Below are 22,219 nucleotides of genomic sequence, written 5' to 3'. Positions count from 1 at the left end.
GGGCGTTCAAGATGAGTCTTTCAACAGCCGATCCGCTGAGCCGCGCAGGGGCATTGGCGTCGCCGTCTATCGCAACAAGGCTCATGGTGGCGGAGCAGTCGATCAACCCGCTGCTCGAAGGAGCGCGCATCCTGCTTAGCGCGCTGGCAGACAGCCCTGAAATGCTCGACGCAGATTTGGTGATCCGCCGCCGACGTTGGCTGGAGCATGAAATCCGGTTCTTCACGCGAATGTGTGGCGAACTCGGCCTTCGCCCGGAGCACGTCCGCAGCGCAAGCTATTGCCTGTGCTCCGCGCTCGACGAGGCCGCGATGCAGACGACTTGGGGAAAAGGTGAAGCAACCGGTGTCGAATGGCAAGTCAATGGGCTGGCTGCGGCGATGGGTCACGATCGACAGGGCGGTGACCGTGTCTTCCAGTTGATCGACGAAGCGTTGCGCAGCCCGCGTGAGCATCTCGATCTGATCGAGTTGTACCAGAACATACTCGATCTCGGTTTTCGCGGTCGATACCGATTCGAGCGTGATGGCAGCAAGCGCCTGAAGGTCATTCGTGAGCGCGTGCACGACGTGGTTGTGACCGGCGGGCTGGGCATGCGTGATGTAACCGAGCCTGACAGATCAATGCGACGGAGGGTCGATCCGTGGGTACGCCCGGTGGTCATACGCCGATCACGTGTCGGAGCCGTCGTCGGCCTGGCTATTGCGTTGCTGGCGGGGGCTGCCGGATATGCCGCTGTGGACTATTGGGTCCGTCTGAAGGAGGTCCAGCGCGTGTCGTCGTTCGACTTGCTGGCGCGCGATCTGGATCAGCGACTCCGTGACGAGGTTGTCGCACGGAATGTCGAACTGATCCGAGATCCTGCGCGTAACACCTTGACGCTTCGCTTTGGCGGCATGTTCGTTCCCGGTGGTGTCACGGTGGCCCCGTGGGGCGCTTCCGTCGTGGCATCGGCTGGTCGGGAAATCGCGACGATGGCCGACGGTGCGACTGTTCGAGTGGCGGGATACGCGGACAGTGCGCCGACCAGTTCAGCGCGTCAGGTTTCCAACCAGGCGCTTTCGGAAGCGCGTGCCCGACATGTTGCCCAGATTCTTGTTGCTGCTGGTGTGCCCGTGCCGAGCATCAGCGTGGAGGGGCGCGGAGATGCCGATTCGTTGGCGGACAACGATACCGCTTCGGGGCGGGCAAGGAACCGTCGCGTTGAAGTGATCGTCTCGAATTGATGCGAAAAGCGTACAGACAAAAGATGCCGACCTTACTGACTACCTGGTGATGATGTGGCTGGGCCGCTTTTATATACGGGGTGATTTGACTGAGATGGAAAGACTTGAATTCGACATGCCACGGGATGACAACGCATCGATCCCGTCGCTGGAGGTGGATGAGTGGGACGCCGTTCGATCCCTGAACATCACGCATCTGGACGATGTCTATATGGAGGTGTCGTTCGCGACACCGATCCGGAGAATGATCGAGCTATGTGGATACGTCGCGATTTCGCCGCTTATCTTGGCTCTGCCGGCGTTCGGGATCTTTTCCGGTGATGCGGAGTTTTTCCTGTTCTTGCTTCTAATGTCTATTTTTTTGGGCGCCATTTTGTGTGTGGAAGCCTATCGGATTTTTCACAGGCCGCAAGATCAGCCGATTCGTTTCAATCGGGCGCGTGGGAAAGTTTACTTCTACTACTATAAGGATCGCCCATGCGCGCTACGGCGGAGCAGGGTCATTGCTCGAGGTTATGCGTGGGGGCAGTTGTGCATGAGGACATGGTCAACGGCCCGCGGTCACTCGGGTATCGAGATCATCGCGGTCAAACCAGCCACGAACAAAACCATCTTCACGTGCAGCATTCCTGATGCATTGATCAAAATCGATCTTTTTGCTGGTGGGGTGAGTGAGGATTTCTGGCATGTATGTGAAGCCTACATGGCTTATGGTGCCGATATTCTGAAGGAGACCGGGGCGTTTTCAGTCGGCCAAGGCGATGTGAGTTGGAAAAATGCATCCAGTATGAATCTCGCCATGCGTCTTGCGCCGAAAGTGGTTTGGCCTGCCAAGATGGACGTCGAATCGCGAACGGCCCCGGATGGGGGGCCAGTCAGAGACGGAGCAGGCGTGCCATCCTGGTTCCGTTCGGTCGTAGAAGACGATTGAGGCGCGTTGCGCTGCTTCAACCACCCCTCACTCCGGCAAATCCCGCTGACCGATATCCGGCTCGCTCCCCCCGGAATTCAGAAGTTCGATCTTCTCCATCCGCTGCCTTGCCATCTCCGGCAGCTGGTTCGTCACACCGATCACGAGCGCTTCGGCGAGTGCGAGCGCGGGCACGTTCGTCTGAAGCATCGCGAACGGCTGCCCGCGGATGCGCAGCACGATCTCGGCAAATTCGCCGATCGGCGAATGCCATTCGTCCGTGATCAGCAGCACGCGCGTGCCGAGCCGATGCGCGGCCTGCGCGAACCGAATACTGTCCCGCTGATAACGGCGAAAATCGAAAATAACGAGCACGTCACGGGCTCCCATGTCCGCGAGCGCGACCGACGCGAGGTTCACATTCGGTTCGACATGCTGAACATGTGGCCGCGCGTACGCGAGGGTGAACGAAAACAGCGACGCGAGCGGCGCCGTATAACGCCCGCCGCCGCAATAGACACGCACATCCGGATTGGCCAGCAGCGCCACCGCGGCGTCGAACGCTGCCGCATCGAGCCCTTCGATCGTGGTCGCCAGCGACTCGGACAGCCGCTGGAAGATTGCCGAATGACTGTCGCGCATGCCCGCGGCCGAGTGGAACGCATCCATCCGCGCGAGCGGTGAATTCATCGCCGTGTCGATCTCGCCGTACAGCGCCTGCTGGAACGACGAGTAATTCGGAAAGCCGATCCGGACGACGAAGCGAAACACGGTCGGATCGCTCACTTCCGCCTGTTTGGCGAAGCTCGCAATCGGCCCGAGCCCGAGACTCGGGTAGCGATCCAGCAACGCCTGCGCGACCTTCTGTTCCGACGGCGTGAAGCTATCCATCTGGGATAGCAGCAACGCCCTGATGCTCGTCCCCATCGGGCACTCCAACTCTCGTATCTGAATGACAAACGGCAGACGGGTGTCTGCCGGCGACTCCACGCATGTTAGCCGATCGACGTAAGGCAGACCGTGCACGCTCCGAAATTAGAGGGACGCATCGCTCGGTCGACCGGCTCATTCACCATTGTAATAAAACAAACATTGGCAAATGACCCATTCGGCCGATATTCGTTCGTTGTTCAGTGATAACCCTAGGTTTTGGCGCAAAAAGGCGAGTGCTATGATCGCGGCCTCGCTGGAATGTATTGTTTATTACAGACTTGATTGACGCGTCGACACACCCCGATGCGGCGTCGCATTCCGGCATGCCACGGTTTTATTTGTCTGGAGGATCCCGTCATGAGGCGGCTCGTAGTACTCACCCTGTTGTCGGCCATGAGCGTGTGCGCATTCGCCGCGTCCGACCCCGCGGTCGAAGCGAAGAACGGCATGGTCGTGTCGTCGCAGCACTTCGCGTCGCAAATCGGCGTCGACATCCTGAAGGAAGGCGGCAACGCGGTGGACGCCGCGGTGGCGGTCGGTTACGCGCAGGCCGTGACCAATCCGTGCTGCGGCAACATCGGCGGCGGCGGTTTCATGACCATCCACCTGGCCGACGGCCGCGACCGCTTCATCAATTTCCGCGAAACCGCGCCGGCTGCGGCTTCCGCGAACATGTATCTCGACGCGAAGGGCAACGTCATTCCGGACGACAGCCTGTACGGCTATCGCGCAGTGGGCGTGCCGGGCACGGTTGCCGGCCTCGATCTCGCGCAGCGCAAGTACGGCAAGCTGACCCGCAAGCAGGTCATGGCGCCGGCGATCCGGCTCGCGCGCGACGGCTTCGTGCTGACGCGTGGCGATACGGACATCCTCGACACGACGATCGACCGCTTCAAGAAGGATCCGGAAGCGGCCCGCATCTTCCTGCGTGCGGACGGCACGCCGCTGCAGCCGGGCGATCGCCTGGTGCAGAAGGACCTGGCGCGCACGCTCGAGCGTATCGCGGAGCAGGGCCCCGACGCGTTCTATCACGGCGAGATCCCGAAGATCGTCGAGGCGGCGGCCAGGAAGGGCGGCGGCCTGATCACGGCGGCGGATTTCGCGTCGTACCGTGCGCAGGACATGGCGCCGCTGACGTGCACGTATCGCGGCTACGAGTTCGTGTCGGCTCCGCCGCCGAGCTCGGGTGGCGTGACGATGTGCGAGACGCTGAACATCCTCGAAGGGTATGACATGCGCAAGCTTGGCTACCATTCGGCCGCGGCGGTGCACTACATGACCGAAGCGATGCGCCACGCATACGAAGATCGCAACACGCTGCTCGGCGACCCGAACTTCATCGACAACCCGGTCGCGAAGCTGACGAGCAAGGAATACGCGGCGCAGATCCGCAAGAGCATCCATTCGGATACGGCGACGCCGTCGGTTGACGTGCAGCCGGGCGTCGGCGTGCACGAGAAGCCGGAGACGACCCACTATTCGATCGTCGACCACGACGGCAACGCGGTGTCGACGACCTATACGGTCAACGGCCGCTTCGGCGCCGTGGTCATCGCGCCGGGCACGGGCTTCTTCCTGAACGACGAGATGGACGACTTCACCGTGAAGGTCGGCGCGCAGAACCTGTTCGGTCTCGTGCAGGGCACGCGCAACTCGATCGCGCCGGGCAAGCGTCCGCTGTCGTCGATGGCGCCGACCATCGTGAAGAAGGATGGCAAGGTGTTCATGGTGGTCGGCTCTCCGGGTGGCTCGCGCATCATCACGATCACGCTGCAGACGGTGCTGAACGTGATCGACTACGGGATGACGCCGCAGGACGCGGTCACCGCGCCGCGCATCCACCACCAGTGGCTGCCCGACGAGGTCTATTACGAAACCTACGGCCTGTCGCCCGACACGCTCGCGATCCTGCGCAACATGGGCTACAAGATGGTCGAGCAGACGCCGTGGGGCGCCGCCGAGCTGATCATGGTCGGCCTGCCGGGCACCGAAGCGGCGAGCCGCCAGAGTTCCGGGAACGATTCGTCCGTGTCCGGGAACGTGCGCGTCGGCTTCATCTACGGCTACAACGATCCGCGCCGTCCGGCCGGCTCGGCAATCGGTTACTGACCTGATCGGACCTGATCGCTTCATGCTGAATCGCTGCCCCGCAACGGCGCTCGCCCTCGCGCGAATGCCGTTGCGGCGGCGGCGCGTCAGTTCGCGGAGATCCGCGAGCCTGACCGGCGCCGGCGACCGTGCCTGATACACCGGGCACGACCGGCTCGCCACGCGCGCACCCTGGCACGGCACAGGCGTGCGCGCCTTTCATCCGTCAACTTCTTCCCGTGCGTCCAATTCCGATATGAACAAACGAATGTCCGCGGCAGGCTGGATCCTGCTCGCGATGGCGGCCGGCATCCTGATCGGCTACATGATCTATACGCAGCTGCCGGACAAACAGTCGGCGGCGGAAATCGCCGGCTACATCTCGCTGGTGTCCGACGTGTTCCTGCGGCTGATCAAGATGGTGATCGGCCCGCTGGTGTTCTCGACGCTGGTCGTCGGCATCGCGCACATGGGCGACGCGTCGTCGGTGGGCCGCGTGTTCGTGAAGGCGCTCGGCTGGTTCTTCACCGCGTCGCTGATCTCGCTGCTGCTCGGCCTGCTGATGGCGAACCTGCTGCGCCCGGGCGAGAACCTCGGTTTGCCGCTGCCGGATATCGGCGCATCCGCGCATCTGGCGACGTCCAAGTTCACGCTGAAGGATTTCGTCGGCCACATGGTGCCGAAATCGATCGCCGAGGCGATGGCGAACAACGAGATCCTGCAGATCGTCGTGTTCTCGATGTTCTTCGGGGTGGCGCTCGCGTCGCTCGGCGAACGCGGCAAGATTCTCGTCGCGGCGATCGACCAGCTCGCGCACGTGATGCTGAAGATCACCGGCTACGTGATGAAGCTCGCGCCGCTCGCGGTGCTGGCGGCGATGGCGTCGACCGTCGCGATCAACGGGCTGTCGATCCTGCTGAAGTTCGCGGTGTTCATGGGCGACTTCTACCTGAGCCTGTTCCTGCTGTGGGGCACGCTCGTCGCGGCCGGCCTGCTGTTCCTCGGCCGCCGCGTGTTCAAGCTGCTGGTGCTGATCAAGGAAGCGTTCATGCTGTCGTTCGCGACCGCGAGCTCGGAAGCCGCGTATCCGAAGATCCTCGATGCGCTCGACCGTTTCGGCGTACGCCGCAAGATCTCGAGCTTCGTGATGCCGATGGGGTATTCGTTCAACCTCGACGGCTCGATGATGTACTGCACGTTCGCGTCGCTGTTCATCGCGCAGGCCTACGGCATTCACCTGTCGCTCGGCACGCAGGTCACGATGCTGCTGATCCTGATGCTGACGTCGAAAGGCATGGCCGGCGTGCCGCGCGCGTCGCTCGTCGTGATCGCCGCGACGCTGCACCAGTTCAACATTCCGGAAGCCGGGCTGCTGCTGATTCTGGGCGTCGATACGTTCCTCGACATGGGCCGTTCGGCCACGAACGCGGTGGGCAACTCGATCGCCAGCGCGGTGGTCGCGAAATGGGAAGGCGAGCTGATGCCGGAAGCAGAAGCCGAAGCGAATGCGGCACGGCTGGATGCGGAAGCCGAAGCACGCATGAACGAGGCGGTTCGCGATACGGATCGCGTCACCCCTGCCTGAAGCAAGGCCCCGGGTCGAATCCCGGGCTGTCAGGCCGCCTCGGCGGGGCGGGCCGCGTCGAGGCACGCGGCCAGCACCATCGCGGCGGCGTTGCCCGGTGTCGAGCCGAGCAATTGCGGCGCATAGACGCTGTCGCCGATCTCGATCGGCTGCCCCGACAGCGCGCACACGCCGCGCTTGCGCGTGGTGAACAGCCGCCACTTCTGATAACCGTAGTGCCCGGTGCATGCGTCGCGCCATGAAATCATCACGGTGTCGGCCGTGGGCCGCTCGAGCACGCTGATGGACGGCTGGCTCGTCGCGTCCCACGACGGCAGCCGGTCGCGCGTGACGCTGCGCCGCCGCGGCGCCCCCCACGAGACGGACGGCATGTCGAAGCTGCTGATCGCGGCAACGGTCATGAGCCAGGGCGCTAAACGGTTGTTCATGTCGGTTTTCCTCGAAACGTTATGCGACACCGCCACGTGCGGTATCACGACAGGCGGATGCGCGGCTGCACGCAGCCGTTGATCCGTTCGGCGATCCACAGCAGGGTCGCCTTGGAGAAGCCGTGCAGCGCCTGCTGGTGCCGCCGGTAGAGCATCAGGTGGCTGAATTGCGCGAAACGCCCCTGGATGAAGCCGCCGCGAAAGAACCCGAACTGCCCGAGCGTGCCGAACGCGTCGTAGTCGCTGATCGACACGAGCGCGCCGAAATCGTGGAACGCGAACGGCGGAATCGGCGTGCCGTCGAGCCACGCGGGCAGGTGCTTCGCGAGATGCTCGGCCTGCTGCGTCGCGACTTGCGCGGTGGGCGGCAGCGGCCGTTCCTGGCCGTCGGGCAGCAGGCTCGCGCAGTCGCCGATCGCGAACACGTGCTCGTCGCCGGTGGCCTGCAGCGTCGGCCCGACGACGATCTGGTTCGCGCGATTCGTGTCGAGCCCGTCGAGCGCCTGCATGAAATCGGGCGCCTTCACGCCGGCTGCCCATACCATCAGGTCCGCTTCCGCGAACGAACCGTCGCCGTAGTGAAAGCCGTTTGCGTCGGCCGACGTGACGCGGGTGGACGTCAGCACATGAAAGCCGATCTGTTCGAGCCGCCGCTGCGCCGACGCGGAAATCCGCGGCGGAAACGCGGCGAGGATGCGCGGGCCGCTCTCGAGCAGCGTGAGCTGCAGCCGCTCGCGCACCGTCGCGTCACCGTACGCCTGTGCCACTTCCAGCAAGCGGCTCAGCTCCGCCGCGAGTTCCACGCCGGTCGCGCCCGCGCCGACGATCGCGACGCGAAACGGCTCGTCGCGCGCGATGCTGCGAAATACGCGCATCCGCAACGCTTCGTTGAAGGTCTCGGCCTGCTTCTGGCTGTCGATGAAGTAGCAGTGCTCGCGCACGCCCGGCACACCGAAATCGTTGGCCTGGCTGCCGAGCGCGAAGATCAGCACGTCGTATTCGAGTTCGCGTGCGTCGAGCACGAGTTCGCCGTCCTGCGAGCGGATCTCGCCGAGCTGTACGCGGCGGCGCGCCCGATCGAGCCCCGTCAGTTCGCCGGGCTGGTACGTGTAACCGTGATCACGTGCATGGGCAAGGAAGATCACCTGCTGCTGCTGCACGTCGCGTGTACCGGCCGCGATCGTGTGCAGCATTGGCTTCCAGATGTGGGTCGGGCTGCGGTCGACGACAGTCACCTGGGCGCGCCCGGACCGGCCGAGGCGCTCGCCCAGGCGGGTGGCGAGCTGCAGGCCGGCGATCCCGCCACCTACGATGACGATGCGTGTAGGGGTTGTCATGGATAAATCATCACGTGATGAATAAGGTATGATCCTAGCGCTTCCCGGCTTCGCGTGTCAACGGAGCGGGGCGGGTCACCCGGTGTTCGGCATCGCTCACGCGGGGCCGGAACACGGGTATTCGAATCATTCAAGGAGAGCAGGAAGACGTGGCTGAAGTCACTGAGCGCGCGCCGGCCAAGCGGCGTATGCGAGGGCGGCCGCTGGCCGGGGCGTCCGTGGGGCCGGACGTGATATTGCGGGCCGCGCGCCGCACGTTCGCGAAGCGTGGCTACGACGCCACGAGCGTGCGCGAAGTCGCGCGCGAGCTGGGCGTCGATGCGGCGCTGATCGCGCACCATTTCGGGACGAAGGAAACGTTGTGGCTGGCGGTCGTCGAGCAGATCGCCGAGCTGGCCGAGCCGATGTTCGACGCAATGCGCGCGCTGCGCACGTCGTCGCTGCCACATCGCGAGCGTGTGCGGCGCGCGATCGAGCTGTGCGTCGAGCACGAGTTCGACGAGCCCGACCTGGGCATGTTTTTCTCGACGGCGGCGACCGAGGAGGGCGGGCGGCTCGACCGGTTGCAGGAGCGGCTCGTGCGCCCGTATTACGACGTGATGTTCCCGCTGCTGTCGGAGGCGGTAGAGGCCGGTGTGATCCGCCCGGTCGATCCGGCGGTGCTGTTCTTCATGATCGCGAGCGCGATCGGCACGACCGTGTCATACAGTCACATGATGCTGGAGTACACGTCGCTGCCCACGCGGCAGGACGCGTTCCGGCAGGCCGTGGTGGACATTGCATTCAACGTCGTCGGCGGCTGAGCGCCGCGCGCGTGACGCGCGCGGTCACGCCGCCAGCACCCACCCCAGTTCGCGCACCGCGCTTCGCGTGATCTCGCGCAGCGCTTCGACGAGCGGCGATGGCGTCCGGTACGCGATCGCCAGCTCGTACGCGAGCGGGCTTCCCGCACCCGTCAGTTCGCAGAACGTAATGCCTTGCGGTTGCATCGGCACGAACAGGCGCGGCATCAGCGCGACGCCGATGCCGCCCGCGACGAGCCCGGCCGTCGTCTGCATCTGGCGCGGCTGCTGGACGATGCGCGGCGCGAAGCCGGCCTGCGCGCATGCGGTCACGATCAGCGCGTGCATGCCGGGCCCGTGGTGCGCGGCAAACATGACCCACGGTTCGTCCGCCAGTTCGGCAAGCGCAATGCGCCGGCGGTGTGCGAGCCGGTGACCGTCGGGCAGCGCGGCGACCATCCGGTCGCGCAGCAGCGGCTCGACGCGCACGTCGCCCGCATCGGCCGCCGGCAGCACGACGAGGCCGACGTCCGTGCGGTCCTGGCGCAGCGCGAGCACCTGCTCGGCGGTCGTGCCTTCCTCGAGCTGGAAATCGACGTCCGGATGGCGTTCCTGGAACGCGCGGAGGATCAGCGGCAGCAGCGCGTTGACCGTGCTGTCGACGAAACGCAACCGTAGCGTGCCGCCGAGGCCGGCGCCCGCGCGGCGGGCCACGGCCACCGCGCGCTCGGCCTGTTCGAGCGCGCGCCGTGCTTCGAGCAGGAACGCGTCGCCGGCCGGCGTGAGCGCCGTGCCGCGGTTGTCGCGCTCGAACAGCACGACGCCCAGCTCGTCCTCGAGCTTGCGGATCGCCGCGCTGAGCGGCGGTTGCGCCATGTGCAGCCGCTCGGCCGCACGCCGGAAACTGAGCGTCTCGGCGACCGCGATGAATTGCCTGAACTGGCGTAGATCGATCATGCGATACCTTTCGCGTATCAGTGGATCATCGAATTCGTATTTTACCTATCACACTGTGCTGCCCAGAATGGCCTTGTCATCAACGGTCGACATTCGGGAGGGCAGGTCATGACAGGGATCGAACAGCAGCGAACGGCAATCGTCACGGGCGGGTCGAGCGGGATCGGCTTCGCAATCGCGCGCCGGCTGGTGGAGGACGGGTATCGGGTCGCGATCGTCGGGCGCGACGCGGCGCGGCTGGAGGCGGCAGTTGCGCGTCTCGGCGGCGTGGTGATCGGGCGGGCGGCCGATCTGAGCGTGCGGTGCGAAGCGGAGGCGGCGGTTGCCGCGATCGTCGCGCAGTGCCGTTGCATCGACGTACTGGTCAACAACGCGGGGGCGACCGGCCGCGTCGGCGCGGATACGGAGGCAGGCGAGGCCGAGCGCGTGTGGGACGCCGTGCTCGACGCGAACCTGAAAAGCCTGTTCGTGACGACCATGGCGGTGCTGCCGCACCTGGCCGAGCGCGCCGCGAGGATCGTCAACATCGGTTCGATCGCGGCGCGTGCCGGCAGCCTGCTGCCGGGTGGTCTGGCGTACGCGGCGGCGAAGGCCGGCGTCGAAGGGTTCACCGTCGCGCTCGCGCGCGAACTCGGGCCGCGCGGCGCCACGGTCAATACGGTCGCGCCCGGCTATATCGCCGACACGCGCTTCTTCGGCGAAAGCGGCGTCGCGCCGGCCATTGCGGCGACGATCCGAGAGCAGACGCCGGCCGGCCGCGCCGGGCATCCGGACGATATCGCGGACGCGGTTGCGTGGCTCGCCGGGCCGCGTGCATCGTTCGTCACCGGTGCAACGATCGCGGTGAACGGCGGCTGGCGGGTCGGGTGACGCAATCGACCCAGGCGGCCGGGCGCGGCATCGCGCGCCACGTCCGGCCCGCCGGTCATTCGATATCCACGGGCGGCTTGTCGCCGAGCCAGCGCCGCGCGCCGGGCCCGTTGCGGCCCGCGCGGTCCTCCGGGTTCGTCAGCTTGCAGCGCTTCAGCGACAGGCAGCCGCAGCCGATGCATTCGTCGAGGTTGATGTACAGGCGCTGCAACTCCTCGATCCGGCTCGCGACGCGCTGCTTCCAGCCGCGCGACAGCCGCTGCCAGTCCTTGTTGCTCGGCGCGGTGTCCTCGGGGAGGCTGACGAGCTGCTCGGCGATCTCGTCGAGCGAATAGCCGATCTTCTGCGCGAACACGATGAACGCGATCAGCCGCAGCACCGCGCGCGAATAGTGGCGATGGCTCGAGCCGTTGCGGTGCGACTTGATGAGCCCGCGCGTCTCGTAGAACCGCAGTGTCGATGCCGGCACGCCGCTGCGCGCGGCCACTTCGCGGATCGACATCAGCGGCCATTGCGGTGTTTCCTGGATACCCATGTCGCCCCTCCGGGAAAGCTTGACTTGAAGTTAACTTCAACTTTTATGCTACGCGGCAGTTTAACCCGTCGCGAGGCATCATGCTCTCCTTATCCCTACGCAGGACGTCGCCTTTGGGCGCGGCCTGCGCACTGCTGCTGGCGTTGTCGGGCTGTCACGACGGCAAAGGCGCATCGTCGGCCCAATCCCTTCCCGAAGTCGGCGTCGCCACCATCGCACCCCGCACGATCCGCCTCGCGGACGAATTCAACGGACGCGTCGAAGCGGTCGACGCGGTCGAACTGCGGCCGCGCGTGAGCGGCTACCTGCAGCGCGTCGCCTACAAGGAAGGCGACCTGGTCGCGCAGGGCGCGCTGCTGTTCGAGATCGACCCGCGCCCGTACCGGATCGCGCTCGATCGCGCCAATGCGCAGCTGCAGCGGGCGCGTGCGGCCGCGAGCCTCGCGAACGTGCAGCTCAAGCGCGTGCAGACGCTGATCGATGTGCATGCGACGTCGCAGGAGGAACTCGACAACGCGCGCGCCACCGCCGAGCAGGCGCGCGCGGACCTGCAGGCGGCCGACGCGGCCGTCGCGGATGCGAAGCTCAATCTCGGTTTCACCGAAGTGCGCGCGCCGATCGCGGGCCGCGTCGGCCGCGCGGTCGCCACCGTCGGCAACCTGGCGCGCGCGGACGACACGCTGCTGACGACGGTCGTGTCGCAGAACCCCGTCTACGTGTATTTCGACTGCGACGAACAGAGCTACCTGCGCTACAACGCGCGGCGCGCCGATCCGAAACATCGCGCGATCGGCGCCGATCCGGTGCGCGTGGGCCTTGCGAACGAGACGGGCTTCCCGCATGCGGGCACCGTCGACTTCCTCGACAACCGGCTCGACCCGCAAACGGGCACGATCCGCGCGCGCGTGCGGCTGCCGAATGCGGACCATACGTTTACGCCGGGCCTGTATGCGCGCGTGCAGCTCGTCAGCGGCCGCGACCAGGATGCGCTGCTCGTCGACGACAAGGCCGTGCTCACCGACCAGGACCGCAAGTACGTGTATGTGATCGGGCCCGGCGACAAGGCGCTGCGCCGCGACGTGACGATCGGCCGCGGGGTGGAGGGCGAGCGGATCATCGAGAAGGGGATCCAGGTGGGCGACCGCGTGGTCGTCGACGGCATGCAGCGGATCTACTATCCGGGCGCGCAGGTGAAGCCGAAGACGCTGCCCGCACGCGCCGACGCCGGTGCCGGCAATGGCGCGGGCAACGGGCCGGTCAACGGCGCGCAGGCCGTCGCCGATGCCGGCGCGCCGGCCGCGCAGTAACGGGAGACAGCCAATGGATTTCTCCCGATTCTTCATCGACCGGCCGATCTTCGCGGTCGTGCTGTCGATCGTCATCTTCGCGATCGGCCTGATCTCGATCCCGATGCTGCCCGCCGGCGAATACCCGGAAGTCGTGCCGCCGAGCGTCGTCGTGCGAGCGACGTACCCGGGCGCGAACCCGAAGGAAATCGCCGAATCGGTCGCCGAACCGCTGGAAGAGGCGATCAACGGCGTCGAAGGCATCATGTACATGAAGTCGGTCGCCGGTTCCGACGGCAGCCTGCAGGTGGTCGTCACGTTCCTGCAGGGCGTCGATCCCGACACGGCCGCCGTGCGCGTGCAGAACCGCGTGAGCCAGGCGCTGTCGCGCCTGCCCGACGAGGTGCGCCAGTACGGCGTGACCACGCAGAAGCAGTCGCCCACGCCGCTGATGTACGTGAGCCTCTATTCGCCGGACAACAGCCGCGATTCGCTGTACCTGCGCAACTACCTGACGCTGCACGTGAAGGACGAGCTGTCGCGGCTCACGGGGGTCGGCGACGTCGGCCTGTCCGGTTCCGGCGACTACGCGATGCGGCTGTGGCTCGACCCGAACCGGCTCGCGTCGCGCGGGCTGACCGCGAGCGACGTGATTGCCGCCGTGCGCGAGCAGAACGTGCAGGTGTCGGCCGGCCAGCTCGGCGCGGAGCCGTCGCCGAAGAAGAACGACTTCCTGCTGTCGATCAACGTGCGCGGCCGGCTGCGCACGGTGCAGGAGTTCGGCGACATCGTGCTGCGCACCGGCGACGACGGGCAGGTCGTGAAGCTGTCCGACGTCGCGCGCGTCGAACTCGGCGCGGGCGACTACACGCTGCGCTCGTATTTCAACGACAAGCCATCGGCGGTGGTCGGCATCTTCCTGTCGCCGGGCGCGAACGCGCTCGAGGTCGCGAAGGCCGTGTATGCGAAGTTCGACGAACTGTCGAAGCGCTTTCCGCCCGGCGTTGCGTACCGGCCCGTGTGGGATCCGACGGTGTTCGTGCGCGAATCGATCCGCGCGGTGCAGCACACGCTGATCGAGGCCGTGGTGCTGGTCGTGCTCGTCGTGATCCTGTTCCTGCAGACGTGGCGCGCGTCGATCATCCCGCTCGTCGCGGTGCCCGTGTCGGTGGTCGGCACGTTCGCGTGGCTCTATCTGCTCGGCTATTCGATCAACACGCTGACGCTGTTCGGGCTGGTACTGGCGATCGGGATCGTCGTCGACGATGCGATCGTGGTCGTCGAGAACGTCGAGCGCAACATCGCGCAGGGCCTGAGCCCGCGCGACGCCGCGCACCAGGCGATGCGCGAGGTGTCGGGGCCGATCGTCGCGATCGCGCTCGTGCTGTGCGCGGTGTTCGTGCCGATGGCGTTCATGTCCGGCGTCACGGGCCAGTTCTACCGGCAGTTCGCGGTGACGATCGCGATCTCGACGGTGATCTCCGCGATCAACTCGCTGACGCTGTCGCCCGCGCTCGCCGCGAAGCTGCTGCGTCCGCACGATGCGCCGAAGGATGCGCTCACGCGCGGGCTCGACCGCGCGTTCGGCTGGCTGTTCCATCCGTTCAACCGTTTCTTCGACCGCAGTTCCGATCGCTATCACGGCTTCGTCGGACGCACGCTGAAGCGGCGCGGCGTGGTGTTCGCGGTCTATGCGGCACTGCTCGCGGCCACCGCGCTGCTGCTCAACGCGGTGCCGGGCGGCTTCATCCCCGTGCAGGACAAGCTGTACCTGTTCGCGGGCGCGAAGCTGCCGGAAGGCGCGTCGCTCGCGCGCACCAGCGAGGTGACCGAGCAGATGACGAAGATTGCGCTCGGCACCGACGGTGTCGAAATGATGCCGGCGTTTGCCGGGCTGAATGCGCTGCAGGGCGTGAACACGCCGAACATCACGAACTCGTACGTGATCCTGAAGCCGTTCGACCAGCGCCACCGCAGCGCCGCGGAGATCAACGCGGACCTGAACGCGCGCTTCGCGGCCATCGGCGGCGGCATCACCTATGCGCTGATGCCGCCGCCGATCCAGGGCCTCGGCAACGGCTCGGGCTATTCGCTGTACCTGGAGGATCGCGGCGGGCTCGGCTACGGGGCCTTGCAGAACGCGCTCACCGCGTTCCAGGGCGCGGTCGCGAAGACGCCGGGGATGAGCTACCCGGTCAGCTCGTACCAGGCGAACATCCCGCAGCTCGAGGTGAAGGTCGACCGCTTGAAGGCGAAGGCGCAGGGCGTCGCGCTGACCGACCTGTTCAGCACGCTGCAGGTCTATCTCGGCTCGATGTACGTGAACGACTTCAACCTGTTCGGCCGCGTGTACCGCGTGATGGCGCAGGCGGATGCCGGCCACCGGCAGACGGCCGCCGACATCGCGAACCTGCGCACGCGCAATGCCAAGGGCGAGATGGTGCCGATCGGCTCGATGGTGACGGTGGCGCCGGCGTACGGGCCTGACCCGGTGGTGCGATACAACGGCTATCCGGCCGCGAACCTGATCGGCGACGCCGATCCGAAGGTGATGTCGTCGTCGCAGGCGATCGAGAAGCTCCAACAGATCGCGAAGGACGTGCTGCCGCCGGGCATCACGCTCGAATGGACCGACCTCAGCTATCAGCAGGTCACGCAGAGCAACGCGGCGATCGTCGTGTTCCCGCTCGCGGTGATGCTCGTGTTCCTCGTGCTCGCGTCGTTGTACGAGAGCTGGACGCTGCCGCTCGCGGTGATCCTGATCGTGCCCGTGTGCATCTGCGCCGCGCTGTTCGGCGTGTGGCTGTCGGGGGGCGACAACAACGTGTTCGTGCAGGTCGGTCTGGTCGTGCTGATGGGGCTGGCGTGCAAGAACGCGATCCTGATCGTCGAGTTCGCGCGCGAGCTCGAAATCCAGGGCAAGGGCGTGATCGACGCCGCGCTCGAAGCGTGCAAGCTGCGGCTGCGCCCGATCGTGATGACGTCGGTCGCGTTCATCGCGGGCTCGGTGCCGCTGCTGATCGGCGGCGGCGCGGGCAGCGAAGTGCGCGCGGCCACCGGCATCACCGTGTTTGCGGGGATGCTGGGCGTCACGCTGTTCGGGCTGTTCCTGACGCCCGTGTTCTATGTGGCGATCCGCAAGCTCGCGGGCGGCACGCCGGCCGTGTGGAGCGAACACCACGGCACCCTCGAAGGAGAAAACCGATGAGCGCCGTTTTTCGTCTTTCCGCGCTCGCGATGTCGGTGACGCTCGCCGCGTGCGCGGTCGGCCCCGATTTCAAGCGGCCCGACACGGCCACGGCCGCGCGATTCGCGCGCGATGCGCATCCGGCGGCGCCGTCCGGTACGACGCCGGAGACGCCGGATATGCCGCCCGACGCGTCGGCCGATGCCGATGCCGCGTTCTGGCGCGGCTTCGGCGATCCGGCGCTGACGCAGCTGATCGACACGGCGCTCGCCGCGAACCAGGATCTGCAGGTCGCCGTGTCGCGCTACGACGCATCGAATGCGCTGCTGTCACAGGCGACGTTCGATCGTTACCCGACGATCACCGCGAGCGGACAGATCGGCCATCAGCTGATGAGCAAGGACCAGGCGTTCGGCGCGCCGCGCAGCCAGCGCGATACGCCGACGTCCAGCGTCGGGATCAATGCGGCGTGGGAGCTCGACCTGTTCGGCCGCGTGCGCCGTTCGATCGAGTCGCAGCGTGCGGAAACGGCCGCCAGCGCGGCGGACGTGCGCGCGGTGCGCGTCGCGATCGCCGGCGAGGTGGCGAGCACGTACGTCGATCTGCGCGGCTCGCAGGAGCGGCTGCGGATCGCACGCGAGAACGCCGACAACCAGAAGCAGACGCTCGCGCTGATCAATGCGCGCGTCGGCGCGGGGAGAGGCTCCGAACTCGATGCGGCGCGGGCCCGCGCGCAGTACGAATCGACGACGTCGCGGATCGCCGTGTACGAAGCGGCGATCGGCGTCGACGAGCACCGGCTCGCGGTGCTGACCGGACAGACGCCGGACGCGCTGATCGGCCGCTTCGATCTCCCGAAGGCCGCCGTGTCGGCGGGCACACCGGTGCCGCTGCCGGCGCTGGCCGCCGACATCGATCCCGGCACGCCGGGCGACCTGTTGCGGCGTCGGCCCGACGTCGCGGCCGCCGAGGCACGGCTGCACGCGGCGACCGCACGCGTCGGCGTCGCGACGGCCGACCTGTTTCCGCGCTTCACGCTGTCGGGGCTGCTCGGCAGTGCGACGAGCAGCTACGGGTTCTTCCGCGCGGGCAGCGATACGAACCTGATCGCGCTCGGCATCGACTGGTCGTTCCTCGACGTCGGCCGCGTGCGTGCGCGGATCGCCGCGAGCGATGCGGAAGCGGCCGGGCAGCTCGCGCAGTACCGGCAGACCGTGCTCGGGGCGCTGGAGGAAACGGAGAACGCGCTGCTGCGCGCCGCCCGCACGCGTGACGAGACGGGCCATCTGGTGCAGGCCGCGACCGACAGCGCGCGTGCCGCGCAACTGGCGCAGGCGCGGTTTTCGGCGGGCGCGATCGACTACTACGAAGTGCTCGACGCGCAACGCACGCTGCTGCAGGCACAGGATGCGGCGGCCGACGGGCAGATGCGCAGCGCGTCGTCGACAGTGGCGTTGTACAAGGCGCTGGCGGGCGGCTGGCCGTCGGGAACCGGGCAGGGCCCGCAGCAAGGCCCGCTCGCGCAGGCGGGGCAGTCAGCGCAGTAGCGCGGACAGGGCGGCGGCGCGGCAGGTCGGAGTAATCCCGCCTGCCGCGCGCCGCTTGATTACACGCTGGCCGGATCGACCTTGTCGATGTCGATGCCGTAGCGCCGGATGGCTTCGCCGACGCGTGCACGCGGAATCGCACCGTCATCGGCGAGCGCCTTCAACGCCGCGATCACGACGAAGTGCCGGTCGACCTCGAAGAACGTGCGCAGCGCGTCGCGCGTATCCGAGCGGCCGAAGCCGTCGGTGCCGAGCGACACGAAGCGCCGGCCGTCGACGAACCCGCGGATCTGGTCGCCGACGATCTTCATGTAGTCGGTCGCCACCACCACCGGCCCCGTGCGGCCGTCGAGACATTGCTGCACGTACGGCACGCGCGGCGCGTGCTCGGGATGCAGCAGGTTCCAGCGTTCCGCGGCGAGCCCGTCGCGACGCAACTCGTTCAGGCTCGTCGCGCTCCACACGTCGCTCGACACGCCGAAGTCCTGCGCGAGCAGGTCGCTCGCGGCGATCACTTCGCGCAGGATCGCGCCGCTGCCCATCAACTGCACATGCGGCGCATCGGCCGTGTGCGACGTGCCTTCGCGCAGCAGGTAAAGCCCCTTCAGAATGCCGGCTTCCGCGCCGTCCGGCAGCGCCGGATGCGGATAGTTCTCGTTGAGCAGCGTGATGTAGTAGTACACATCCTCCTGTTCCGCGAACATCCGCCGCAGCCCGTCGCGCACGATCACCGCGAGTTCGTACGCATAGGTCGGGTCATACGACACGCAGTTCGGAATCACCGACGACAGCACGTGGCTGTGCCCGTCGTCGTGCTGCAACCCTTCGCCCATCAGCGTCGTGCGGCCCGACGTCGCGCCGAGCAGGAAGCCGCGCGTACGTGCATCGCCGGCTGCCCAGGCGAGGTCGCCAACACGTTGCAACCCGAACATCGAATAGAAGATGTAGAACGGGATCGCCGGCAGGCCGTGGTTGCTGTATGCAGTGCCGGCCGCGATCCACGACGCGATCGCGCCCGATTCGTTGATGCCTTCCTGCAGGATCTGCCCGTCCTTCGCTTCCTTGTAGTAGCTGAGCTGGCCGGCGTCCTGCGGCGTGTAGAGCTGGCCGAGATGCGAGTGGATGCCGATCTGACGGAACAGGCCCTCCATCCCGAACGTGCGCGACTCGTCCGGCACGATCGGCACGACGAGCTTGCCGAGTGCCGGATCCTTCAGCAGCGTGCCGAGGATGCGCACGAACGCCATCGTGGTCGACAGCCCGCGCTCGCCGCTGTCCTTGAGCTGACCGTCGAACGCGGCGAGCGGCGGCACCGGCAGCGGTGCCGCGGTGCTGAAGCGGGCCGGCACGTGGCCGCCGAGTGCGGCACGGCGTTCGGCGAAGTAGCGTGCCTCGGCGCTGCCCGGTTCCGGCTTCAGATAGGGCAGTTCGTCGAGCTGCGCATCGCTCACCGGCAGCGCGAAGCGGTCGCGAAACGCGCGTACGGCATCCGCGCTCATCTTCTTCAACTGGTGGTTCACGTTCTGGCCTTCGCCGGCTTCGCCCATCCCGAAGCCCTTGACCGTCTTCGCGAGCACGACGGTCGGCCGTCCGTCCGCGCGCATCGCCTGCGCATAGGCCGCATGCACCTTTTCCGGATCGTGGCCGCCGCGTGCCAGTTTCCAGATGTCGTCGTCGGAGAGGTCCGCGACGAGTTCGAGCAACTCGGGATACTTGCCGAAGAAATGCTCGCGCACGTACGCGCCGCTCTGCGACTTGAACGTCTGGTAGTCGCCGTCGACGCATTCCATCATGCGCTGGCGCAGCAGGCCCGTCGTGTCGCGTTCGAGCAGGCGATCCCAGCCGGCGCCCCAGATCACCTTGATGACGTTCCAGCCCGCCGCGCGGAACGTGCCTTCGAGCTCCTGGATGACCTTGCCGTTGCCGCGCACGGGGCCGTCGAGGCGCTGCAGGTTGCAGTTGACGACGAAGATCAGGTTGTCGAGCCGTTCGCGCCCGGCGAGCGAGATCGCGGCGAGCGATTCCGGCTGGTCCATTTCGCCGTCGCCGAGGAAGGCCCAGACCTTGCGGCCCTGATGCGCTTTCAGCCCGCGATATTCGAGGTAGCGCATGAAGCGCGCCTGATACGCGGCCGTCAGCGGCCCGAGCCCCATCGACACGGTGGGGAATTGCCAGAAATCCGGCATCAGCCGCGGATGCGGATACGACGACAGCCCGTCGCGTCCCGCTTCGCGGCCGGTCTCGCGGCGGAAGTTGTCGAGTTGCGCGTCCGTGACGCGGCCTTCCAGGTACGCGCGGCCATAGATGCCGGGCGCCGAATGGCCCTGGATGTAGACCATGTCGCCGTCGAAGGTATCGGTGCGGCCGCGGAAGAAGTGATCGAAGCCGACGTCGTACAGCACCGCGGCCGACTGGTAGGTCGCGATGTGCCCGCCGACGTTCGAATGCCGGCCGGCGCGCAGCACCATCACCATCGCGTTCCAGCGGATCATCGCGTTCAGGCGCCGTTCGAGCGCGAGATCGCCCGGGTAGGCCGGCTGCCGTTCACGCGGCACCGTGTTCACGTACGCGGTCGTCACGCGGCCGTGCAGGTCGCCGTGGCGTGCCGCGTCGAGATCGGAAAGCCGGTCGAGCAGGTAGTGCGCGCGCGGGCGGCCTTCGAGCGCGATCACGGATTCGAGCGCATCGAGCCATTCGCGGGTTTCCTGCGGGTCGATGTCGGGTAGCGTGAGAGGTGCGGTCATGCAGTGTCTCCAGAAGCATAAGGCTGCGCGGGGCGACGGTCGTGGCGCCGCGACGCGCGACGGAACGCCCGCCGATCGGCGGGCAGATGGTTGCAATTGCAATCGTATGAGGGCAATTGTTATCGAGGTAAAATTTAATTGCAACTGCAATTCAACGAGAGGAACGACCTGACATGAGCGCACCCGAACCCGATCTGTGGTTCTCGTTCGTCCGCGCACACCGGACGATGATTCGCGAGATCGAGCGCCGCCTTGCGGCGGCCGGCCTGCCGGCCTATGCGTGGTACGACGCGTTGTGGGGGCTCGAAAGCGGGCCCGACGGCACGCGCCGCATGCACGAGCTGGCCGACGTGCTCGCGATCGAGCGCTACAACCTCACGCGGCTCGTCGACCGGCTCGAACAGGAGGGGCTCGTCACGCGCGCCCGTTCGGCGGACGACGGCCGCGCCGCCTATGCGAGCATCACCGACAAGGGGCGGACTCTGCGCAAGAAGATGTGGAAGGTGTATCAGTCGACGGTCTCGGAACTCTTTCTCGATCAGTTCGGCGGCAAGGAGCAGGCGGCGATGGCCGCCGCGCTCGACCGTGCGACCGCCGCGGCGCGCGACGCGGGAGCCGACGCGAAGTAGCGTCAGCCGGCACGCACGTCAGCCGCTCGCACAGCGGCGCATCGCCTGCGCGGCCCAGTCGGCCGGCACGCGGCCGTCGTCGGCCAGCAGCCGAAGCGCGACCGCGGCGATCCAGCGCGCGTTCGGCGCGCGCGTGCCGGGGCCCGGGCCGGCCAGATCCGCGCCGAGCGCCGCGAAGCGGGCCGGTACGAACGCGCCGATCTGCGCGGCGACGTGCCCCGCATAGCCTGTCACCGCAAGCACCGGCGTGCGGCTGTCGCCGATGCATCGGCGCACATGTGCGATCTGCGGTTCGTCGTGCGGATGCAGCAGGTTCCACCGGTCGGCTGCATGACCGTCGCGGGCGAGTTGCGTGTAGCTCGGGCAGCTCCAGATCGTCGAATCGATGCGCCATTCGTCGTGCAGCAGGTCGGCCGCCTCCAGCACCTGCGCGAGCGTGCTGCCCGCGCCGCACAGCCGGATCTGCGCAGCCGCGCCGGCCGCCGTGCGCCGGCCGGCCCGCACCATGCCGCTGCACGCATCGCGGGCCGCGGTGGCCGACAGCGGTTTCGCATCGGGTACGAGGTCGTCGTGGCTCGCGAGGTAACAGAATCCCGGCTGGCCGGCGACATAGAGCGTGCGCAGCGCGTGGCGCAGGATTGCGATCGCCTCATGGCCCGACGCCGGATCGTACGGCGTGCACGCGGGGTTCGCGGCCAGCCAGTGCGGGACATCGGGCGTCACGCCCTTCGGCCAGGACGACGCGACCGTTTCGGCATCGTTGACGAAGATCCCGCGATCGATGGTTTCGACCGACGCCAGCCGCAGCCGGTCGGTCGCGCGTGCATGCAGCAGGTACAGCAGTGGTTTCTCGAACCGCTTGCGCGCATCGAGAAACCGTAGCGGCCACGCACTGATGCGGCGATGTGCGTCCGCGTCCGCAGACGGCTCCCGCGCATCGGCTCGTACGACCCAGACGCGTTCCGACGTCGCCGCATCGCATTCGAGGCAATCGGCGGCCGCGCGCATCGCGCCGAGCGGCGACACCGCTCGGCCACGCGGCGCGAGCCGCTGCGTGATCAGCCTGTCGAGGCAGGCCGCCGCGGCGCGGCGGGTGTCGGGTGTCCGCACGGGCGGACCGGATCGAGCAGTCTGCATGTCCCTCCTTCGAGTACTGGCATGTCGCCGGGTCTATC

Annotated in this window: 17 protein-coding genes; 10 read left to right on the top strand and 7 right to left on the bottom strand. The window is 67.0% G+C overall.

Features of this window, described 5'->3' with window-relative positions; translation table 11 throughout:
- Nucleotides 1-11 precede the first annotated feature (11 nt).
- On the top strand, nucleotides 12-1,226 hold the full coding sequence (gene icmH / locus CFB39_RS27400; protein WP_089475181.1) for a type IVB secretion system protein IcmH/DotU: 1,215 nt from the start codon (nucleotides 12-14) through the stop codon (nucleotides 1,224-1,226).
- Between the two features lie 49 nt (nucleotides 1,227-1,275).
- Nucleotides 1,276-2,157 (top strand): DUF6708 domain-containing protein, encoded by an 882-nt coding sequence (locus CFB39_RS27395; protein WP_089475180.1) that lies wholly within the window; start codon nucleotides 1,276-1,278, stop codon nucleotides 2,155-2,157.
- A gap of 27 nt (nucleotides 2,158-2,184) precedes the next feature.
- On the opposite strand, the gene CFB39_RS27390 is transcribed toward CFB39_RS27395, so the two are convergent.
- A complete protein-coding gene (locus tag CFB39_RS27390) occupies nucleotides 2,185-3,063 on the bottom strand; it encodes a MurR/RpiR family transcriptional regulator (RefSeq protein WP_089475179.1) in 879 nt (292 codons plus the stop codon).
- Between the two features lie 363 nt (nucleotides 3,064-3,426).
- On the opposite strand from CFB39_RS27390, the gene ggt reads away from it, so the two are divergent.
- Both ggt and CFB39_RS27380 read left to right on the top strand, forming a co-directional pair.
- Nucleotides 3,427-5,178, top strand: coding sequence for a gamma-glutamyltransferase (gene ggt / locus CFB39_RS27385; protein WP_089475178.1), 1,752 nt, complete (start codon nucleotides 3,427-3,429; stop codon nucleotides 5,176-5,178).
- A gap of 235 nt (nucleotides 5,179-5,413) precedes the next feature.
- A complete protein-coding gene (locus CFB39_RS27380) occupies nucleotides 5,414-6,742 on the top strand; it encodes a dicarboxylate/amino acid:cation symporter (protein WP_089475177.1) in 1,329 nt (442 codons plus the stop codon).
- A gap of 29 nt (nucleotides 6,743-6,771) precedes the next feature.
- On the opposite strand, the gene CFB39_RS27375 is transcribed toward CFB39_RS27380, so the two are convergent.
- Together CFB39_RS27375 and CFB39_RS27370 are read right to left on the bottom strand one after the other, a co-directional pair.
- Nucleotides 6,772-7,170: a DUF3331 domain-containing protein gene (locus tag CFB39_RS27375; protein WP_089475176.1), complete on the bottom strand. Its 399-nt coding sequence runs from the start codon at nucleotides 7,168-7,170 to the stop codon at nucleotides 6,772-6,774.
- Between the two features lie 44 nt (nucleotides 7,171-7,214).
- Nucleotides 7,215-8,507, bottom strand: a complete 1,293-nt coding sequence (locus tag CFB39_RS27370; RefSeq protein WP_089475175.1) for an NAD(P)/FAD-dependent oxidoreductase — start codon at nucleotides 8,505-8,507, stop codon at nucleotides 7,215-7,217.
- A 149-nt stretch (nucleotides 8,508-8,656) separates the two neighbouring features.
- On the opposite strand from CFB39_RS27370, the gene CFB39_RS27365 reads away from it, so the two are divergent.
- A complete protein-coding gene (locus CFB39_RS27365; protein WP_089475174.1) occupies nucleotides 8,657-9,310 on the top strand; it encodes a TetR/AcrR family transcriptional regulator in 654 nt (217 codons plus the stop codon).
- Nucleotides 9,311-9,334: 24 nt separating this feature from the next.
- Here the strand turns inward: CFB39_RS27365 and CFB39_RS27360 are convergent, their stop codons facing one another.
- On the bottom strand, nucleotides 9,335-10,246 hold the full coding sequence (locus CFB39_RS27360) for a LysR family transcriptional regulator (protein ID WP_089475173.1): 912 nt from the start codon (nucleotides 10,244-10,246) through the stop codon (nucleotides 9,335-9,337).
- A gap of 108 nt (nucleotides 10,247-10,354) precedes the next feature.
- Between CFB39_RS27360 and CFB39_RS27355 the strand changes: the two genes are divergently transcribed.
- Entirely contained in the window at nucleotides 10,355-11,116 is a 762-nt protein-coding gene (locus CFB39_RS27355) for an SDR family NAD(P)-dependent oxidoreductase (protein ID WP_089475172.1), read from the top strand.
- 55 nt (nucleotides 11,117-11,171) lie between these two features.
- Here the strand turns inward: CFB39_RS27355 and soxR are convergent, their stop codons facing one another.
- Complete coding sequence (gene soxR, locus CFB39_RS27350) at nucleotides 11,172-11,651, bottom strand: redox-sensitive transcriptional activator SoxR (RefSeq protein ID WP_089442076.1); 480 nt, start codon at nucleotides 11,649-11,651, stop codon at nucleotides 11,172-11,174.
- Nucleotides 11,652-11,731: 80 nt separating this feature from the next.
- Here soxR and CFB39_RS27345 point away from each other — a divergent pair, with 80 nt between their 5' ends.
- Genes CFB39_RS27345 through CFB39_RS27335 form a run of 3 tightly spaced genes read left to right on the top strand, consistent with a single transcriptional unit; the run spans nucleotide 11,732 to nucleotide 17,671 of the window.
- Entirely contained in the window at nucleotides 11,732-12,958 is a 1,227-nt protein-coding gene (locus tag CFB39_RS27345) for an efflux RND transporter periplasmic adaptor subunit (protein WP_089475171.1), read from the top strand.
- 13 nt (nucleotides 12,959-12,971) lie between these two features.
- Nucleotides 12,972-16,145 carry an efflux RND transporter permease subunit gene (locus tag CFB39_RS27340; protein WP_089475170.1) on the top strand — a complete coding sequence of 1,058 codons (3,174 nt, stop codon included), beginning with the start codon at nucleotides 12,972-12,974 and terminating at the stop codon, nucleotides 16,143-16,145.
- A complete protein-coding gene (locus CFB39_RS27335; RefSeq protein WP_089475169.1) occupies nucleotides 16,142-17,671 on the top strand; it encodes an efflux transporter outer membrane subunit in 1,530 nt (509 codons plus the stop codon). Before CFB39_RS27340 ends, CFB39_RS27335 begins: the two co-directional genes overlap by 4 nt.
- Before the next feature lie 59 nt (nucleotides 17,672-17,730).
- On the opposite strand, the gene aceE is transcribed toward CFB39_RS27335, so the two are convergent.
- Nucleotides 17,731-20,415 (bottom strand): pyruvate dehydrogenase (acetyl-transferring), homodimeric type, encoded by a 2,685-nt coding sequence (gene aceE, locus CFB39_RS27330; protein WP_089475168.1) that lies wholly within the window; start codon nucleotides 20,413-20,415, stop codon nucleotides 17,731-17,733.
- 173 nt (nucleotides 20,416-20,588) lie between these two features.
- Between aceE and CFB39_RS27325 the strand changes: the two genes are divergently transcribed.
- Nucleotides 20,589-21,044 (top strand): MarR family winged helix-turn-helix transcriptional regulator, encoded by a 456-nt coding sequence (locus CFB39_RS27325; protein ID WP_089432930.1) that lies wholly within the window; start codon nucleotides 20,589-20,591, stop codon nucleotides 21,042-21,044.
- Nucleotides 21,045-21,062: 18 nt separating this feature from the next.
- On the opposite strand, the gene CFB39_RS27320 is transcribed toward CFB39_RS27325, so the two are convergent.
- On the bottom strand, nucleotides 21,063-22,181 hold the full coding sequence (locus CFB39_RS27320) for a pyruvate dehydrogenase (protein ID WP_089475167.1): 1,119 nt from the start codon (nucleotides 22,179-22,181) through the stop codon (nucleotides 21,063-21,065).
- Nucleotides 22,182-22,219 lie beyond the last annotated feature (38 nt).

Source organism: Burkholderia sp. AU6039 (genome assembly GCF_002223365.1).
Lineage (GTDB): Bacteria > Pseudomonadota > Gammaproteobacteria > Burkholderiales > Burkholderiaceae > Burkholderia.
Note: the sequence above shows the minus strand (reverse complement) of the source record. Positions and strands in the feature narration are given on the sequence as shown.

What these genes read in the sequence shown, in the direction of transcription:
- CFB39_RS27380 (WP_089475177.1), top strand. Translation starts at nt 5,414, where the DNA reads ATGAACAAACGAATGTCCGCGGCAGGCTGGATCCTGCTCGCGATGGCG.
- CFB39_RS27340 (WP_089475170.1), top strand. Translation starts at nt 12,972, where the DNA reads ATGGATTTCTCCCGATTCTTCATCGACCGGCCGATCTTCGCGGTCGTG.
- CFB39_RS27375 (WP_089475176.1), bottom strand. Translation starts at nt 7,170, where the DNA reads ATGAACAACCGTTTAGCGCCCTGGCTCATGACCGTTGCCGCGATCAGC.
- CFB39_RS27345 (WP_089475171.1), top strand. Translation starts at nt 11,732, where the DNA reads ATGCTCTCCTTATCCCTACGCAGGACGTCGCCTTTGGGCGCGGCCTGC.
- aceE (WP_089475168.1), bottom strand. Translation starts at nt 20,415, where the DNA reads ATGACCGCACCTCTCACGCTACCCGACATCGACCCGCAGGAAACCCGC.
- CFB39_RS27325 (WP_089432930.1), top strand. Translation starts at nt 20,589, where the DNA reads ATGAGCGCACCCGAACCCGATCTGTGGTTCTCGTTCGTCCGCGCACAC.
- CFB39_RS27395 (WP_089475180.1), top strand. Translation starts at nt 1,276, where the DNA reads ATGATGTGGCTGGGCCGCTTTTATATACGGGGTGATTTGACTGAGATG.
- CFB39_RS27335 (WP_089475169.1), top strand. Translation starts at nt 16,142, where the DNA reads ATGAGCGCCGTTTTTCGTCTTTCCGCGCTCGCGATGTCGGTGACGCTC.
- CFB39_RS27370 (WP_089475175.1), bottom strand. Translation starts at nt 8,507, where the DNA reads ATGACAACCCCTACACGCATCGTCATCGTAGGTGGCGGGATCGCCGGC.
- icmH (WP_089475181.1), top strand. Translation starts at nt 12, where the DNA reads ATGAGTCTTTCAACAGCCGATCCGCTGAGCCGCGCAGGGGCATTGGCG.
- soxR (WP_089442076.1), bottom strand. Translation starts at nt 11,651, where the DNA reads ATGGGTATCCAGGAAACACCGCAATGGCCGCTGATGTCGATCCGCGAA.
- ggt (WP_089475178.1), top strand. Translation starts at nt 3,427, where the DNA reads ATGAGGCGGCTCGTAGTACTCACCCTGTTGTCGGCCATGAGCGTGTGC.
- CFB39_RS27390 (WP_089475179.1), bottom strand. Translation starts at nt 3,063, where the DNA reads ATGGGGACGAGCATCAGGGCGTTGCTGCTATCCCAGATGGATAGCTTC.
- CFB39_RS27320 (WP_089475167.1), bottom strand. Translation starts at nt 22,181, where the DNA reads ATGCAGACTGCTCGATCCGGTCCGCCCGTGCGGACACCCGACACCCGC.
- CFB39_RS27355 (WP_089475172.1), top strand. Translation starts at nt 10,355, where the DNA reads ATGACAGGGATCGAACAGCAGCGAACGGCAATCGTCACGGGCGGGTCG.
- CFB39_RS27360 (WP_089475173.1), bottom strand. Translation starts at nt 10,246, where the DNA reads ATGATCGATCTACGCCAGTTCAGGCAATTCATCGCGGTCGCCGAGACG.